Origin of the sequence: Pararhizobium arenae, from assembly GCF_001931685.1 — a bacterium.
Taxonomy (GTDB): domain Bacteria; phylum Pseudomonadota; class Alphaproteobacteria; order Rhizobiales; family Rhizobiaceae; genus Pararhizobium; species Pararhizobium arenae.
The window spans coordinates 63,722-79,072 of the sequence record NZ_MOOY01000009.1; the positions used below are offsets into that span (position 1 = coordinate 63,722).

Annotated in this window: 17 protein-coding genes; 8 read left to right on the forward strand and 9 right to left on the reverse strand. The window is 60.0% G+C overall.

Going from position 1 to position 15,351, the window contains the following annotated elements; genetic code table 11:
- Positions 1 to 56: 56 nt before the first annotated feature.
- Both BLX89_RS19605 and BLX89_RS19610 read right to left on the reverse strand, forming a co-directional pair.
- Positions 57 to 299 (reverse strand): DUF982 domain-containing protein, encoded by a 243-nt coding sequence (locus BLX89_RS19605; protein WP_075292655.1) that lies wholly within the window; start codon positions 297 to 299, stop codon positions 57 to 59.
- A 263-nt stretch (positions 300 to 562) separates the two neighbouring features.
- Positions 563 to 808, reverse strand: coding sequence for a hypothetical protein (locus BLX89_RS19610; protein ID WP_075292656.1), 246 nt, complete (start codon positions 806 to 808; stop codon positions 563 to 565).
- 227 nt (positions 809 to 1,035) lie between these two features.
- On the opposite strand from BLX89_RS19610, the gene BLX89_RS19615 reads away from it, so the two are divergent.
- The 4 genes from BLX89_RS19615 (at position 1,036) to BLX89_RS19630 (ending at position 3,327) form a co-directional block, all read left to right on the forward strand.
- Positions 1,036 to 1,242, forward strand: a complete 207-nt coding sequence (locus BLX89_RS19615) for a hypothetical protein (RefSeq protein WP_083637718.1) — start codon at positions 1,036 to 1,038, stop codon at positions 1,240 to 1,242.
- A 65-nt stretch (positions 1,243 to 1,307) separates the two neighbouring features.
- On the forward strand, positions 1,308 to 1,994 hold the full coding sequence (locus BLX89_RS19620; RefSeq protein WP_075292799.1) for a fumarylacetoacetate hydrolase family protein: 687 nt from the start codon (positions 1,308 to 1,310) through the stop codon (positions 1,992 to 1,994).
- Positions 1,995 to 2,036: 42 nt separating this feature from the next.
- A complete protein-coding gene (locus tag BLX89_RS19625) occupies positions 2,037 to 2,570 on the forward strand; it encodes a gamma carbonic anhydrase family protein (RefSeq protein ID WP_075292658.1) in 534 nt (177 codons plus the stop codon).
- Between the two features lie 4 nt (positions 2,571 to 2,574).
- On the forward strand, positions 2,575 to 3,327 hold the full coding sequence (locus BLX89_RS19630; protein WP_075292659.1) for a bestrophin-like domain: 753 nt from the start codon (positions 2,575 to 2,577) through the stop codon (positions 3,325 to 3,327).
- 72 nt (positions 3,328 to 3,399) lie between these two features.
- Here BLX89_RS19630 and BLX89_RS19635 read toward each other — a convergent pair whose 3' ends face one another.
- From BLX89_RS19635 to BLX89_RS19645, 3 genes are read right to left on the reverse strand one after another with little or no spacing between them, the layout of a single operon-like run.
- Positions 3,400 to 3,801, reverse strand: coding sequence for a Fur family transcriptional regulator (locus BLX89_RS19635; protein WP_075292660.1), 402 nt, complete (start codon positions 3,799 to 3,801; stop codon positions 3,400 to 3,402).
- The gene (gene znuB, locus BLX89_RS19640) at positions 3,801 to 4,634 is read right to left on the reverse strand and encodes a zinc ABC transporter permease subunit ZnuB (RefSeq protein WP_075292661.1); all 834 of its coding nucleotides are present in this window, start codon (positions 4,632 to 4,634) and stop codon (positions 3,801 to 3,803) included. The genes BLX89_RS19635 and znuB overlap by 1 nt, the downstream gene beginning before the upstream one ends.
- The gene (locus tag BLX89_RS19645; protein ID WP_075292662.1) at positions 4,627 to 5,538 is read right to left on the reverse strand and encodes an ATP-binding cassette domain-containing protein; all 912 of its coding nucleotides are present in this window, start codon (positions 5,536 to 5,538) and stop codon (positions 4,627 to 4,629) included. Before BLX89_RS19645 ends, znuB begins: the two co-directional genes overlap by 8 nt.
- A 164-nt stretch (positions 5,539 to 5,702) precedes the next feature.
- Here BLX89_RS19645 and BLX89_RS19650 point away from each other — a divergent pair, with 164 nt between their 5' ends.
- Positions 5,703 to 6,701, forward strand: a complete 999-nt coding sequence (locus BLX89_RS19650; protein ID WP_075292800.1) for a zinc ABC transporter substrate-binding protein — start codon at positions 5,703 to 5,705, stop codon at positions 6,699 to 6,701.
- Between the two features lie 98 nt (positions 6,702 to 6,799).
- Positions 6,800 to 8,716, forward strand: coding sequence for an O-linked N-acetylglucosamine transferase, SPINDLY family protein (locus BLX89_RS19655; protein WP_075292663.1), 1,917 nt, complete (start codon positions 6,800 to 6,802; stop codon positions 8,714 to 8,716).
- Positions 8,717 to 8,718: 2 nt separating this feature from the next.
- On the opposite strand, the gene BLX89_RS19660 is transcribed toward BLX89_RS19655, so the two are convergent.
- The gene (locus BLX89_RS19660) at positions 8,719 to 9,081 is read right to left on the reverse strand and encodes an RcnB family protein (protein ID WP_075292664.1); all 363 of its coding nucleotides are present in this window, start codon (positions 9,079 to 9,081) and stop codon (positions 8,719 to 8,721) included.
- A 140-nt stretch (positions 9,082 to 9,221) separates the two neighbouring features.
- Positions 9,222 to 10,841: a glycoside hydrolase family 43 protein gene (locus BLX89_RS19665; protein ID WP_075292665.1), complete on the reverse strand. Its 1,620-nt coding sequence runs from the start codon at positions 10,839 to 10,841 to the stop codon at positions 9,222 to 9,224.
- A gap of 301 nt (positions 10,842 to 11,142) precedes the next feature.
- On the opposite strand from BLX89_RS19665, the gene BLX89_RS19670 reads away from it, so the two are divergent.
- Together BLX89_RS19670 and BLX89_RS19675 are read left to right on the forward strand one after the other, a co-directional pair.
- Complete coding sequence (locus tag BLX89_RS19670) at positions 11,143 to 11,718, forward strand: TRAP transporter small permease subunit (RefSeq protein ID WP_075292666.1); 576 nt, start codon at positions 11,143 to 11,145, stop codon at positions 11,716 to 11,718.
- On the forward strand, positions 11,715 to 13,511 hold the full coding sequence (locus BLX89_RS19675) for a TRAP transporter large permease (RefSeq protein ID WP_075292667.1): 1,797 nt from the start codon (positions 11,715 to 11,717) through the stop codon (positions 13,509 to 13,511). Before BLX89_RS19670 ends, BLX89_RS19675 begins: the two co-directional genes overlap by 4 nt.
- A gap of 62 nt (positions 13,512 to 13,573) precedes the next feature.
- On the opposite strand, the gene BLX89_RS19680 is transcribed toward BLX89_RS19675, so the two are convergent.
- Positions 13,574 to 13,984 (reverse strand): cupin domain-containing protein, encoded by a 411-nt coding sequence (locus BLX89_RS19680; protein ID WP_075292668.1) that lies wholly within the window; start codon positions 13,982 to 13,984, stop codon positions 13,574 to 13,576.
- Between the two features lie 128 nt (positions 13,985 to 14,112).
- On the reverse strand, positions 14,113 to 15,219 hold the full coding sequence (locus BLX89_RS19685; RefSeq protein ID WP_075292669.1) for a TRAP transporter substrate-binding protein: 1,107 nt from the start codon (positions 15,217 to 15,219) through the stop codon (positions 14,113 to 14,115).
- Positions 15,220 to 15,351: the final 132 nt, after the last annotated feature.

Here is a 15,351-nt window from a genome sequence, read left to right on the forward strand (position 1 = left end):
TCTTCCGGACGTCGCTAGAGACGCACGGATCCGTCGTCTTGCTTTACGGCTGAGCGTCAGTGAGCGGTAAATTTCGCCTCCCGAGCGGCGGAAATGAAGACCTCGCGTGCTTCCTCCGGAGAGCGCCGACCATCGAGCGCAGCACGGCACAAGCTGCGCGCCGCGACATATTTCGGTCCGCGCAGGTCCGGCCATGTATCCATCAGGCATATCAGGGCGTCGAAGGGGCCTTGGACGGTCAGAAGACCGTTCTTATCGGAACGCACCTCGACAGGATTTTCCCACTTGGTATGCGGCATCAATACCTCCTCAAATATTCTGCCACCACACGAACGCATGATAGCCGATTTGGTTCCGCTTGGGCAGTGGTAAACGGGGGACTTGAAACGAGAAAGCCTGCCGCGGGAGGAGGTGCGGCAGGCTTCCAATTGGACCGACGGCTGGGAGGAGGATAGCCATCGATAAGGCGTGACCATCTGGGAGGAGGAGTGATGATCACGACATCTGATAGTATAATGCTGCACCGCAAAATTTCAAGGGTATTTGATTGCGGCGCACCATTTTACCAGAACCGGCTGCGAGGCGGCGGCGATGAGGCCGAACCCAAGAGGTAACCGGCGAGAAACGCGGTCGCGCCAATCAACAGTGCCGCCGTGCCGGCTGCGGATGGGTGCTGCCTTGCGGTCAGGGCAACCGCATCTGCTTCCTCGCGTACATAACGGGCGGCATCCTTGGCCTTCTGGGAAACGCTGTCCTTGTCTGCAAGTTCACCGGTAAAACCGGTGCTGATATTTCGTACATTCGCCATGACAGTCTCCTTTCTTCGCTGGTCTCAAAACGACTGCCCAGCCCAAAGGTTCCATCCGCAAACGGTTCATCACGTCGCTGTCGCAATTGACTGATATTGTTACGCCGCGAAGACGAAAACCACTGTTTCCGATTCGATATATGTGGCATCGTGCCCATTAGGGTGCCTCATAAAAAAAACAAGTTCGCAGCCGCTACTGCGGAACATAAAAACAAAACAGGGAGAGAATCATGCATGCGGAGAACCTGAACCGTATTGTTGAAGTCAGTCTCTTGAAGGGCAGCGTCAGGCGTGACGTCGGTATCATGACAGTCAGGCAGGCACTTGAACTGCCGGATGTCCCGAGTCTCGAATACACCCATCCGGAACAGAACGCGCGCTCCGGCGGCCGGCTTCTGACACGCGACCAGCTGCAAGCTTACATCTGCGGCTGAAGTTTTTTTTCCCGCCGGGCTAAGCGATGCTATCCTTCAGCATCGCTCATGCCAACGGGATTCCCATGTCTACAGTCTTCCCCCCTCCTCAGCCTGTTTTGTTGCCCGTTGCCGATCGGGAAGACCGTTTTCCGGTCAGGCGCGTTTATTGCGTCGGCCGGAACTACGCCGATCACGCCATCGAAATGGGGCACGATCCCAGCCGCGAGGCGCCGTTCTTCTTCCAGAAGAACCCGGACAATCTGTTGTTCGGAAACGACAAATTCCCCTACCCGCCTCTTTCGGAAGACGTGCACCATGAAATCGAGATGGCAATCGCCTTGAAGGCGGGTGGTGCCGATATCGGTTTGGAAGATGCGATGGCCTGCGTTTATGGCTATGCGGTGGCGATCGATTTTACCCGTCGCGACCGTCAAGCGGAGGCCAAGGCCGCGGGACGCCCCTGGGAAATCGCCAAGGCTTTCGAACACTCCGCACCGATCTCTCCCATTCTGCCGGTCGAGACGGTCGGTCATCCGTCGTCGGGGCGCATATGGCTCAATGTGAACGGCGTCATCAAGCAGGACGGCAACCTCGATCAGATGATCTGGAAGGTTCCGGAAATCATCGCCGAGCTTTCCCGCCTTTTTGTTCTGGCGCCGGGCGATGTCATCCTGACCGGCACGCCCGCCGGTGTCGGCGCAGTCCACCGCGGAGACCGTATCAATTGCGGTATCGACGGCATAACGACACTGTCGCTTTCAGTCGTCTGATTCGAAACCAGCGCTCGCGTGGGCGGGCGGAAAGGATAAATCTTGCCCCTCTACGCCCTCGGTGACCAACAGCCGGAAATACCCAGCAAAGGACGCTACTGGATAGCACCCGATGCGCATGTCATCGGCAATGTCCGGCTGGGTGAGGATATCGGCATCTGGTTTGGAGCAGTCCTGAGAGGCGACAACGAACCGATTACGGTTGGAGCGTGCAGCAACATCCAGGAAGGTGCGGTCGTGCATGTGGACCCGGGCTTTCCCGTGACCATCGGGACAGGCTGCACAATCGGCCACCGGGCGATCGTGCACGGATGCACCATCGGCGACAACAGCCTGATCGGCATGGGCGCAACTGTTTTGAACGGTGCGGTCATCGGCAATAACTGCCTCGTCGGCGCCAACGCGCTCGTGACGGAAGGCAAGGTTTTCCCCGATAACTCACTAATCGTAGGAGCACCCGCGAAAGCCATCCGTATACTCGACGATGACGCTGTCGCGGGCTTGCGGAAATCGGCTGCCAATTACATCCGCAACTGGCAACGCTTTTCAACAAGCCTTCAGAGGCTCGACGGGTGAACTTGTGGCTGAACTTCTGACAGCGGCGGTTGTTTTCATCCTCCTCGGGGGCATTGCGATCATTTCCTTGAGATTTTCGCCACGCCTCGCCAGTCAGCACCGCAGCGACGAGACGACAAATGTCGTCCGGCTGGTGGCGAACATATTCGTGGTGATGACCTCACTCGTTTTCGGACTACTGATAAACTCCGCAAAGAACACGTACGAGAATATCGACGGCAACGTGCACTCCTACGCGACAAGCCTCATCCTGCTTGACCGCAGCCTGCGGGACATGGGGTATTCCGCACAGAGCGCCCGAGATCATCTCGCCACCTATGTGAGCGAAGCGATTCTTCACCCGGCACGAGCGCAAACCAATCAATCCGGCACAAGTGCAGAATCAGCTTTGCGCAGCCTCGGCGTTGCAATAGCGGCAATCACGCCGTCCAATACCTATCAGGATACGATCCTGATCGATCTGCGCCGCCAATATAACAGCATTGTCGAACAGCGCTGGAAGATCATCGAACAATCCGAGGGGGTCATCCCCAAGCCTCTGATTGGAATGCTGGTTGCCTGGCTGACGCTGATTTTTGCAAGCTTCGGCTACCGGGCGCCACACAATGGGCTGGTCATAACCGTGCTGATCATATCAGCCTTCCTGATGTCCATGTCGCTTTACCTGGTTCTGGACATGGATATCCCGTTCGCGGGCGTCATCCAGATTTCGGACGCGCCCCTGCATCGCGTTCTGCAGGAGCTGAAAAGCGACTGATAACGATCACGGCGATGAGACGGCAGATTGCTGGTATCTTTCCACGGTACGCAGAGTGACCGATTGCCGACGTCAGGCCGCGGCACAGGTCTGGCAGTGGCCCCTGATCTCGATGGTGGTCTTCTCCGTCTTGAACTTCTGCTGGGTCGCAAGAAAGGAGAGCCGCTCCTCGATAACCGAATCGCACAGCTCGGTAACGTTGCCGCAATCCTCGCAGATGGTGAAGGCGGTAACGCCGTGCTCATGGGCGTGATCGTGACGGTGGGCGCAGGCGACAAAGGCGTTGATGCTTTCCAGCCGGTGGACAAGGCCAAACTCCAGCAGCTTTTCCAGCGCGCGATACACCTGAAGCGGTGCGCGAAAACCATGATCGCGCAGTTTGTCGAGGATGGTGTAGGCGCTGAGCGGCGCATCCGCGTGGCTCAGCGCATCAAGGACAAGGTTCTGGTTGCGGGTCAATTGATGATCAGCCATCAGTGATGTCCTCCATGGATGGAATGAATGGCCGTTTCCGACGACCGGCCCGGCCAGAATGGCAGAAGACTGACAACGAAAAGGCAAAGGGCGGCAACGACGATAGACGGCCCGGAGGGCGTGTCGAAATGCAGTGAGCCGAAGAGCCCGCCAGTGACAGCCAGCGCGCCGATGACGGAGGCCATAACGGCCATGATTTCCGGGGATGAGGAGAAGCGCCGCGCCGTGGCCGCCGGAATGATCAGCAACGAGGTGATCAGCAGGATCCCGACGATCTTCATGGCAATGGCAATCACCAGGGCCATCAGCAGCATGAAATAGAGTTTCGTTCGCTCGGGCTGCAAGCCTTCGGCTTCGGCCAACTCGGCGTTGACGGTCGACGCCAGCAGTGGCCGCCAGAGATAGACCATCGCAAACAGCACGAGGATGCCGCCGCCCCACACGAGATCGATATCTGCCTCAGACACCGCCAGAATATCCCCGAACAGAAAGCCGACGAGATCAATGCGCACCCAGGTCATGAAGGCGACCATGACAAGGCCGATCGACAGGGCCGAGTGCGAGAGAATGCCGAGCAGCGCGTCCGTCGAAAGAGCGCCACGCCGTTGCAACAAAAGAAGCAGCAGCGAGACGGCGGCTGCGACGATGAAGACGGCGAGCATCAGGTTCAAATCGAACAGCAGCGATAGCGCGACCCCGAGCAGCGCCGAATGGGCCATCGTATCGCCGAAATAGGCCATGCGCCGCCAGATCACGAAGCAGCCGAGCGGACCGACCGTGATGGCGAGACCGATGCCCGCGACCAAGGCGCGGGTGAAGAAATCGTCAAACATGGCCGCTTTCCTTGTTGTCATAGCCATGCAAGCGGCTGTGGTGGCTGCACCCGCAATCGTCAGCATGATCATGCACGTCATCGTGTTCATGATCGTGGTGGTGGCCGTCTTCAGGATGGCAATGCTCGGTCACGCTGCCATCGGCGTGCAGCACGCGACCATCCGGCAGGTGGGTGTGATCATGATGGTGACTGTAGACGGCAAGCGTATCGGCGGCGCGGCCGCCGAAAAGCTTGCGGTATTCAGGACTGCGGCTCACATCCTGCGGCGTGCCACGGCAGCAGACGTGACCGTTGAGGCAGACGACCGTATCGGTCTCGGCCATGACGACATGGAGATCATGGGAAATCAACAGGATACCGCACCCCGTGCGATTGCGGATCTGGCGGATGAGATCGTAAAGCGCAATCTCGCCGGAGAAATCCACGCCCTGCACCGGCTCGTCGAGAACGAGAAGATCGGGTTTGCGGGCAATGGCGCGGGCAAGAAGCGCGCGCTGGAACTCGCCGCCGGACAGATGCTGAACCTCGGAGCGGGCCAGATGGGCAACACCGGTGGAATGCAGTGCGGTATCGATGTCCGTACGGCTGAGCGGGCCGGTCAGCGTCATCAGGCGCTCTACGGTGAGCGGCAGGGTCCAATCGATCGAGAGCTTTTGCGGCACATAACCGACACGCAGGCCCGCAAGGCGCGAGACATGGCCTTCATCCGGCTTCAAAACGCCGATGGCGGCTTTTGCGGTCGTCGATTTGCCCGATCCGTTGGGACCGATGAGCGTGACGATCTCGCCGCGTGCGATAGAGAAATCAACCCCGCGCACGAGCCAGCGGCCATTGCGGCGCACGCCAGCATTGGCAAGCGTCACCAGCGGAGCGGCATCCTGGGGCGGGCGGATATTCAGCATGAAAAAATTCCGAAGTTTGTGTTGCCAGCCGCTATGCCACACGTTATAGCATAACGCAATTGATGTAATAACATTACGTCAAGATACAAGTCAGGAGCCCCCCAATGTTCGCCAAAGCCTCCCTCCCCCTCCGTTCCATCCCTCACCGTCCCACCCGCGCGCTTATGGCAGCCGGCCTTCTCGGCACCGCGATGTTTTTCGGGGCCGGTGCCGCCCATGCCGAGGCGCCGAAGGTGGTGGTGTCGATCAAGCCGATCCACTCGCTGGTCGCATCGATCATGCAAGGCGTTGGTGAACCGTCGCTCATTGTCGAAGGTGCGGCTTCCCCCCACACCTACAGCATGAAGCCTTCGAATGCCGCGGCGCTCCAGGATGCCGATATCGTCTTCTTCGTCGGGCATGGGCTGGAAGCGTTCCTTGAGAAGCCGCTCGAATCGCTTGGCGGCGATGCCAAGATTGTCGAACTCGATGACGCGCCCGGCCTGACCAAGCTGAAGTTCCGCGAGGGAGGCGCCTTTGAAGCCCATGATCATGGACACGAGGGCGAGGAAGGCCATCCACACGGCGCTGACCATGGCGGCGATCACCAAGACGGCGAAGCCGGTGCAGATCATGCCGAAGCCCATCATCACGACGAGGGCGAATTCGACATGCACCTCTGGCTCGACCCGATGAACGCAAAGGCGATGGCCAAGGAAATCGAGGCAACGCTGGAAAAGGCCGATCCCGCCAATGTGGCGCGGTATCGCAGCAATCTCGAAGCACTCAATGCCCGTATCGACGCACTCGACACAAGCCTTGCCGCCAAGGTCGAACCGATCAAGGACAAGCCCTTCGTCGTCTTCCATGACGCCTACCAGTATTTCGAACACCGCTATGGCGTGAAGGTCGCAGGGTCGATCACCGTGAGCCCGGAAACCCTGCCGGGTGCGGAGCGGCTGTCGCAGATTCACGAAAAGATCAAATCGCTGGGTGCGACCTGCGTTTTCAGCGAGCCGCAGTTCGAGCCCAAGCTTGTAAACGTCGTGCTTGAGGGAACGCCGGCGAAATCTGGTGTGCTCGATCCGGAAGCCGGCACGCTCGAGGCCGGACCGGACCTGTATTTCCAGCTGATGGAAAATATCGGGACATCGCTCAACGATTGCCTTGGCACGGCGGGCTGAGAAAACGGCCCTTGGCTCTGCCTCGCGCAAGCAAGGCAGGGCAGATTGCTCCTGAAAGAGGCGGCCCTGCCGGACGGGCCGCAGCAGGAGCATGAGCCATGACTATCCACGGTTTCGCCGCAGCCACGGCAGCCTATGAGCGCGCCGACTACATCGAGGCCCTGACGATCCTGAACGGGTCACTCGGCAACGCACCCGGCCCTGACGTTCTCGCGCTGCTCGGCGCTACCCTCGAAAAACTCGGGCTGCTTGCGGAAGCGGCCGAAGCCTTCGAGCAGGCCGCTCGCTCCAGCAGCGCGGAGGCCAATCTGTTTCTCAGGAAAGCCGCCGCCCTTCATTTTGCCCTTGGCAATGACGATGCCGCGCAACTGATCGGGCTGAAGCTGCAGGAAACGTTGCCGGGCGACGTCGAGCTTGCCTATATCCTCGCGCAATCCTGCCTGCGAAGCGGCGACCCGGCAATTGCCGGGCGCATGGCGCCGGTGCTGGTGACGAGCGACAGGCGCGAGCACATCGAGCTTGCCGCACGACTGCTTGCGGAGGAAGAGCGCGATCCGATCTTGCTGACGCTGTTTTCGAAGATTGCGGCGCTCGATCCGGACGATCCTTACGCACAGTTCAAATATCTGTCGGTGGCGCGCAACTTCTGCGACTACGAGGCGATCGAAGCGATCGAGCGGGATTTCTGGCCGCGCGCCATGGCTGCCGGGCCTGCCATGCTCTGTGGGGAAACGGGCTACTCGAACCTTCTGCACTGCGGCGACGAGCGACTGAACAGGCTTGCGACCAACAACACGGCCACGGCCGGGGCAGACATCGTGACACTCGCCCGCCAGCGGCGCATGCGCGCCCACGCCTGGGCTGACAAAATCCGGATCGGCTATCTCTCCAACGACCTCTGGGACGACCATGCGACCATGCGGCTGTTCCAGAGCGTGCTGACGGCGCATGACAAGGAGCGGTTTGATATCACGCTTTACTGCTATACCCCGGAGCGCTTCGTCGGCTTTGATGGCGGCAATCGCAAGAGCTGGGGCCGGATCGTGCACATCGGGCGGATGAGCAATGCCGAGGCGGCCAACGCCATTCGCAGCGACGGCATCGATATTCTTGTCGATCTCAAGGGGCATACCGGTGGTTCGCGCACGGGCATTCTCAACCGCATGGTAGCGCCGGTGCAGGTGGCATGGCTCGGTTTCCCCGGAAGCACGGTCGATGTCGATTGCGACTATGTGATCGGCGACCGGATCGTTCTGCCGAACAGTTCCAAGCCGTATTATTACGAGAAATTCTGCCGGATGCCGGAGAGCTATCAGCCGAACGATCCCGTTCACCGCGCCTTGCCCCCGGCGAGGTCTCGCGCCGAACTGGGACTGCCGGAAGACAAGGTCGTCTTCGCTGCATTCAACACCCAGCGCAAGATCACGCCTACCGTGCTCGACTGCTGGGCGGACATTCTCGTCAAGGCGCCACACAGCGTGCTGTGGGTCATGGTGGACGGCGAACTGGCGCGCGGCAATTTTCTGAAGGCGATGGCAAGCCGCGGGGTTTCCGCGGAGCGGATCATCTTTGCGCCGAAGACGGATTATACGAGCCATATCGCCCGGCTGCAGGCCGCCGACATCGGGCTCGATACCTTCCCCTACAACGGCCATACAACGACATCCGACAAGCTTTGGGCCGGCCTGCCGGTAGTGACGTTCAAGGGCAGCAATTTTGCATCGCGTGTTTCCGAGAGCCTGTTGACGGCGCTTGGCGTGCCGGAACTGGTCGCGGATGATCGGGATGGCGCTGTGGCGCTTGCGGTGCATCTTGCGGGATCGGCGCAGGAGCGCGATCTCCTGAAGAAGAAGACAGCGGACAACCGCTTCCGGGCGCCGCTCTTCGATGCCGAACGATTCTGCCGGCATCTGGAAACCGCCTATGAGACCATGGCGGCTCGGGCCCGGAACAGGTTGCCGCCCGAGCATTTCGATGTGCCCGCCCTGCCGGCGCGCACATCGGCTTTTCGCTGAAATCAGTTCGCGGCAACAATGCCAGCGATGACGCCGGTGGCGACGCTGATCAGCAGGAAGTCGTTATCGACCCGCACCCACTGCTGGCCGCGCGGCGGCTGACGCAGCTTGTAGCGGCGGTAGTCGCTGACGGTGTGGGTGCGGCGGCGCTCGGTCTGCGACATGCGATGGCCGCGCGACCAGCGCTTTTTCTTCACCACGACCTTCTTTTCGACGATCTTGGTGTTTCCGTGTTTGTAGACGTTGCGCTCGACATGCCGCTCCTTGACCTGAGCAACCTCGAACGAGGCCGACTGAGGCTGCGCGAAAGCCGTGGGCGCCACAAGGAAAGAGCTTGCGACCAGAGCAATGAACAGACGTTTCATCGGGGTGTCCTTTCGTGTTTGACACCCCTTAACTAGCGGCCTCATGATGAATGAAAACTGAAGGATATCATTACATATTTGTAATGATATCCAATACTTATCAGCATTAACTCATCAAACGATCGAGGATATTGCAGTCTTTACAAGGCCTCATACGAGAAACGATCGAAATCCGCAGCCTTCGCCCGCCCGGATGTATCGAAGGCAAACATGCCGGCAAATGCGCCCGTGAACGAACCGTGTTCACCACGGCCGCCTTCATCGGAGACGACGCCAGCGTCTAGCACGGGACCGAGCGGTCGCCAGACGCGGAAACCATCGGCATGCCAGAAGAATTGCAGGTCGTTGTCTCGGATTTCCATGGCGAGATGCACCCGGCCTGCCGGCACTGCCTCACCGCTTTCGACCGGAAATGTCATGCGGCCATGCGGAAAGTCGCCATCGCAGGAAAAGATCGTGACGACGCGACCGAGCTTCTCATGCAGGGTTACGACGACCGCATGGAACTTGTGCCGGTTATAGTAGTGCGTCAGGCCGGCGGCCTGCTGATAGGTGTCCGGGTCGAAATCGACGACCGTTTCCACCCGGAACGAATGGTGCTCCTGCCGGCGGGCAACGAGCGACTGCTCGAACCAGCTGCCGATGCTTTCACGACCGAAAAGCCGAAGCGAGCCGGGATTTTCCGTCAAGGAAAACAGACGCGCCGGAACCGGAGTGCGCAGCCACTGAAATTCGAAGGGCAGATCCGGACTATCGAAATCGGTGGCGACCTTCGTCGGCTTCGCGATGACGGCGACATCCGCCGGGGCCGGCACGTCCACGGCGGGCACGACGCCGCCGTGCTCCAGATAAAGCCAGCCGTCCTCTTTCCAGACGCATTTCTGCAAGGCAGTTTCGCGGCCGAGGGTGCAGCGGCGATGCGGCGCGAGCGGGCGCCCGGTCAGGTGGGTGTGATAGACCTGTCCGTCCGGCGTTTCGATATACTGACCGTGACCGGCGCGCTGGAGCGGCGCTTCAGGGTGATCCTTCGAGGTTATGAGGTGCACCTGCGGGTGCATTTCGTAAGGGCCATCAATGGTACGCGAACGCGCCATGGTGACCACATGATCGTATCCGGTGCCACCCTCGGCGGTGGTCAGGTAATACCAACCATCGCGCTTGAAGAGATGCGGGCCTTCCACCAGCCCCTGTGTGCTGCCGGCGAAGATGTTGCGGATCGGGCCGATAAGGGATTTCGAGGCAGGGTCCCACTCCTGCAAGAGAATCCCGTCGAAAGCCGGATGCTTCGGCGCACCGCCGTAGCTTTCCGTGCGGTGATTCCATTGCATGTTGAGGAACCACTTGCGGCCGTCGTCATCATGGAACAGCGACGGGTCGAAACCGGAGGAATTGATGTAGATCGGCTCGGACCATTCGCCTTCGATCGTCGGCGAGGTCACGATGTAGTTGTGCGCATCCTTGAAATTGCCGTCGAAGCGCTTGACGTCGGTGTAGACCAGCCAGAACAGGCCATCGGCGTAGGACAGGCAGGGGGCCCAGACGCCGCAACTATCGGGATTGCCGCGCATGTCCAGCTGGCTTGCCCGCTCAAGCGGCCGTCGCACCAGCGTCCAGTTCACCAGGTCGCGGGAGTGATGGATCTGCACGCCCGGATACCATTCGAATGTGGATGTGGCGATGTAATAGTCATCGCCGACCCGGCAGATGGACGGATCCGGATTGAAGCCCGGAAGGATTGGGTTGCGAATTGTTGCGACCATGAATGCGACCTCCTCTTTTATTGCGCGGCATCCAGCATCAAACGAAACCGTAGAACAAGACTGCGAGGCGCGATTCAATGCTTCGCTTGAAAACTCAAACTGTAACGTTGCAGGAAGGTCACACACCCCGTGACAGGCGTGGTTTCCGACCGGCGAGCGAGCAATTGCGCATATTCGACTTTAGTCGCGCTCAATAAAGCAGTCATTGCAAAAGCCGGCGTTTTCCCTTGAAAGACCCGGCGAAATCGGCACTCTGAACAGTGCAGGAAAAAAGAGGAACAAACCCTGCGGGGAGGATTTAATGGCACCACTTCTCGGCATCAGCCGAACGATCGACGCCGTGACCGAATTTATCGGCAAGGCGGTTTCATGGCTCATTCTGGTCGCAGTGCTCGTCAGCGCCGGAAATGCCGTGGTTCGAAAGATATTCAACGTCTCGTCCAACTCATGGCTCGAGGCCCAATGGTACCTGTTCGGCGCGGCCTTCATGTTTGCGGCCGCCTATACGCTGAGCCAGAACGAACACATCCGAATCGATATCGTATACGGCCAGTTTTCACGGCGGGTCCAGCATTGGATCGACCTGCTTGGGCATCTTCTCTTCCTGATGCCCTTCGTGCTTTTGATGGTCTACTACCTCGTTCCCTATGTGCTGATGTCCTATCGTTCAGGCGAGGTATCCTCCAGCGCAGGTGGCCTGATCATCTGGCCGGCGAAAGGCATTCTGCTGGTGGGCTTTGTCCTCCTGGCGTTGCAGGGCGTCTCCGAAATCATCAAGAAGATTGCGATCATGACCGGCAACATGGAAGATCCGGCACCTTATGTGCCGACCCATGCGCCCCTTGACGACGTGGTCGTACCGGAGGCGCGTCCATGATCGAGTTCATTGCCGAAAACCTCGCGCCGATCATGTTCATGTCGCTGATCGTGTTCCTGCTCCTGGGCTACCCGGTCGCGTTTTCGCTTGCAGCAAACGGCCTGCTTTTCTTCATCATCGGCGTCGAACTGGCTCCGATGTCCGACAGCATCAACCTCTCCTGGCCGCTGCTGACGGCCCTGCCTGACCGGTTCTGGGGGGTGATGTCCAACGACACATTGCTCGCCATCCCATTCTTTACCTTCATGGGCATCGTGCTGGAGAAATCCGGCATGGCCGAAGACCTGCTCGACACGATCGGCCAGCTGTTCGGACCGATCCGCGGCGGCCTTGCCTATGCGGTTATCTTCGTCGGTGCGCTGCTGGCGGCGACAACCGGTGTGGTGGCGGCCTCGGTCATCGCCATGGGCCTGATCTCGCTGCCGATCATGCTGCGCTACGGCTATGACCGCCGCATTGCCTCAGGCGTTATCGCAGCCTCCGGCACGCTGGCGCAGATCATCCCGCCGTCGCTCGTGCTGATCGTTCTTGCCGACCAGCTCGGCCGCTCGGTTGGCGACATGTATGCCGGCGCGCTCATTCCGGGCATGGTGCTGACAGGCCTCTACATGGGCTACATCCTGCTGATGTCGTTCGCGAACCGCAACTCGATGCCGGCCCTGCCGCTTGAGGCGCGCACGCTGGGCTCGGGGGTCACATCGCTCATTGTGGCGCTCATCGTGGCAGGTGCCATTGCCTATACCGCCCATGTCTATCTCTCGCCGACGCAGGGCGAGAATGCAGACATTCTCGGCGCAACCGTTGGCACGCTCGTAATCTATATCTTCGCGCTTGCGGACAAGACCTTCAACGTCAACGCCATGTCGCGGCTGGCGCAGCAGGTCATCATCGTCCTCATTCCGCCGCTGGCGCTGATTTTCCTCGTGCTCGGCACCATCTTTCTCGGCATCGCAACGCCGACGGAAGGCGGCGCAATGGGGGCGGTCGGTGCGCTGATCATGGCAGCCGCCAAAGGCCGCCTCAGCATGGAGGTCATCAAGGGCGCGCTCGCTGCGACGACCCGGCTCTCCGCCTTCGTGCTGTTCATCCTGATCGGTGCGCGTGTGTTCTCGCTGACCTTCTACGGCGTCAACGGACACCTCTGGGTCGAACACCTGCTGGTCGCGATGCCGGGCGGGGAAACAGGCTTCCTGATCGCCGTGAACGTGCTCGTCTTCTTCCTGGCGTTCTTCCTCGATTTCTTCGAGCTGGCCTTCATCATCGTGCCGCTGCTGGCGCCGGCAGCCGACAAGCTGGGCATCGACCTCATCTGGTTCGGCGTTCTGCTCGGCATCAACATGCAGACGAGCTTCATGCACCCGCCCTTCGGCTTTGCCCTGTTCTATCTGAGGTCTGTGGCGGCGAAGGTGCCCTATCTCGATCGAATCACTGGCAAGAACATCGAACCGGTGACGACGGGCCAGATCTACTGGGGGGCCGTGCCGTTCGTCTGCATCCAGATCATCATGGTCGCGCTGACCATCATGTTCCCGCAGATGGTCATGCACTACAAGGGCGAAGGCTCAGGCGTCGATCCGAACACGATCAAGATCGAGGTGCCCGGTTTCGGCGGAGCTGGTGGTGGTCTTGGCCTGCCCGCGGATGGCAATGGCGGGCTCGGGCTTCCCGGCGGCTTGCAGTTGCCCGGCGGAAGTCCGCTGGACAACAACGGCGGCACTGCCGAGCCCCCGGCGAATGGCGGCACGGAACAGCAGAAGGCACCCGACCTCACTGCCCCACCGTCGTTCAACTGAGATCAAAGGGGAAACTTCAAGGGCGGCTCATCGGGCCGCCCTTTTCTTGCTTTTCATCCGGATCACAATGGCTTGGCGGGGTTCTCGCGATACCAGTCGACGATCGTGGGCATCATTTCCTCGAAGGCACCGGGCAGGAAGACGTTGAACAGGCCCATGCGGGCGGTGCTTTCGTTGCGGAAATCATGCATGGTACCGCGCGGGATGACGCAGACCGAGCCTTGCGGCATCTGGTGCCAACCATCGCCGACGAGAATGCTGGCCGTGCCTTCGATCACATAGAAAATCTCGTCGCTTTCGTCGTGCTTATGCGCGCCCGGGCCTTCATTCCGGGCTTCCAACCACCATTCGGAGATTGAGAATCGGTTGTTGGTCTCGGGGCCATCCGCCTTGAAGACGGCGCTGATGGCGCCCATCTCGTAGCGCCTTCCGCCATCGGGACCGAGCATGACCGGTGAAAACTCGCTCGACATGTCTTTCTCCTCCCAAGGCAACGAGATGAGCTTACGGTGGTTACGTGTCTAGCAAAAGCGAGAAAGCCGCCTGCGAGATCACAGGCGGCTTTCTTTTGATAAGATGACTTCGTTCAGCGGAGGTGAGCTTAGAGCTTGCCGCCGCGCTGCTGGATCATCATGAAGGTATCGTAGTTGTACTCGGCGATCTGGGCGTTGAGGTAATACTCGCCGCGGAAGGCCTTGATCGATTCCCAGATCTTCTTGAAGGTCGGGTTGGTGGCTTCCATGTCGGCGTAAACCTTGTTGGCTGCATCGAAGCAGGCCGACAGGATTTCCGGGGTAAACGGGCTGAGCTTGGCGCCGTTTGCGACGAGGCGCTTGATCGCCGAAGGGTTCAGGTAGTCGTACTTTTGCAGCATGTTTGCGTCCGCTGCTTGGGCGGCGGTGCGCAGCAGCGACTGATACGACTTCGGCAGACCGTCGTAAGCGGTCTTGTTGAACATGACGTGGACCGTCGGGCCACCTTCCCACCAGCCGGGATAGTAGTAGTACGGCGCAACCTTGTAGAAGCCGAGCTTCTCGTCGTCATAAGGTCCGACCCATTCGGCAGCGTCGATGGTGCCCTTTTCGAGCGCCGGATAGATATCGCCACCGGCGATCTGCTGCGGCACGACGCCGAGGCTTTCCATGACCTTGCCGGCAAAGCCGCCGACGCGCATCTTCAGGCCCTGCATGTCGGCAACGGTCTTGATTTCCTTGCGGAACCAGCCGCCCATCTGAACGCCGGTGTTGCCGCCGGGGAAACCGACAAGCCCTTGGGCACCCAGGAACTCGTTGAACATATCGATGCCGCCGCCGTGATACTGCCAGGCGTTGTGGCCACGGGCGTTGAGCGCGAAGGGAACGGCAGCGCCGAGCGCCCAGACCGGGTCCTTGCCCCAGTAATAGTAGGAAACCGTGTGGCAGGCTTCGACGGTGCCGGCAGCAGCGGCATCTGCGGCCTGCAGGCCGGGCACGATTTCGCCGGCGGCGAAGACCTGGATCTGGAAGTTCCCGTCGGTCGCTTCGGACACATACTTGGACAGCACTTCGGCGCCGCCATAGATCGTGTCCAGAGACTTGGGGAACGACGACGTCAGGCGCCATGTGACCTTCGGGATGGTTTGCGCGATGGCCGGTGCGGCAAGCGTTGCACCCGCAGCGGCACCCAAGCCGCCGATGCCGGCGCGCTTGATAAATGAACGACGATCCATGTGTTCTCCTCTTCTCTTTTTCTTGCGGACAGCCTCGCCATTCGAGACTGCTCCTCCCCGCAGATACCGAACCCGGGAACATCGGATTTCCCAGAGCCGGCGCTGTCATCTGGCCGTTTCGCAACCTTCCGG

Excerpts from the sequence above, each read along its gene's own strand:
- BLX89_RS19665 (WP_075292665.1), bottom strand. The coding sequence starts at position 10,841 with ATGGTCGCAACAATTCGCAACCCAATCCTTCCGGGCTTCAATCCGGAT.
- BLX89_RS19645 (WP_075292662.1), bottom strand. The coding sequence starts at position 5,538 with ATGCTGAATATCCGCCCGCCCCAGGATGCCGCTCCGCTGGTGACGCTT.
- BLX89_RS19605 (WP_075292655.1), bottom strand. The coding sequence starts at position 299 with ATGCCGCATACCAAGTGGGAAAATCCTGTCGAGGTGCGTTCCGATAAG.
- BLX89_RS19655 (WP_075292663.1), top strand. The coding sequence starts at position 6,800 with ATGACTATCCACGGTTTCGCCGCAGCCACGGCAGCCTATGAGCGCGCC.
- BLX89_RS19670 (WP_075292666.1), top strand. The coding sequence starts at position 11,143 with ATGGCACCACTTCTCGGCATCAGCCGAACGATCGACGCCGTGACCGAA.
- BLX89_RS19635 (WP_075292660.1), bottom strand. The coding sequence starts at position 3,801 with ATGGCTGATCATCAATTGACCCGCAACCAGAACCTTGTCCTTGATGCG.
- BLX89_RS19685 (WP_075292669.1), bottom strand. The coding sequence starts at position 15,219 with ATGGATCGTCGTTCATTTATCAAGCGCGCCGGCATCGGCGGCTTGGGT.
- BLX89_RS19675 (WP_075292667.1), top strand. The coding sequence starts at position 11,715 with ATGATCGAGTTCATTGCCGAAAACCTCGCGCCGATCATGTTCATGTCG.
- BLX89_RS19660 (WP_075292664.1), bottom strand. The coding sequence starts at position 9,081 with ATGAAACGTCTGTTCATTGCTCTGGTCGCAAGCTCTTTCCTTGTGGCG.
- BLX89_RS19620 (WP_075292799.1), top strand. The coding sequence starts at position 1,308 with ATGTCTACAGTCTTCCCCCCTCCTCAGCCTGTTTTGTTGCCCGTTGCC.
- BLX89_RS19680 (WP_075292668.1), bottom strand. The coding sequence starts at position 13,984 with ATGTCGAGCGAGTTTTCACCGGTCATGCTCGGTCCCGATGGCGGAAGG.
- BLX89_RS19650 (WP_075292800.1), top strand. The coding sequence starts at position 5,703 with ATGGCAGCCGGCCTTCTCGGCACCGCGATGTTTTTCGGGGCCGGTGCC.
- znuB (WP_075292661.1), bottom strand. The coding sequence starts at position 4,634 with ATGTTTGACGATTTCTTCACCCGCGCCTTGGTCGCGGGCATCGGTCTC.
- BLX89_RS19610 (WP_075292656.1), bottom strand. The coding sequence starts at position 808 with ATGGCGAATGTACGAAATATCAGCACCGGTTTTACCGGTGAACTTGCA.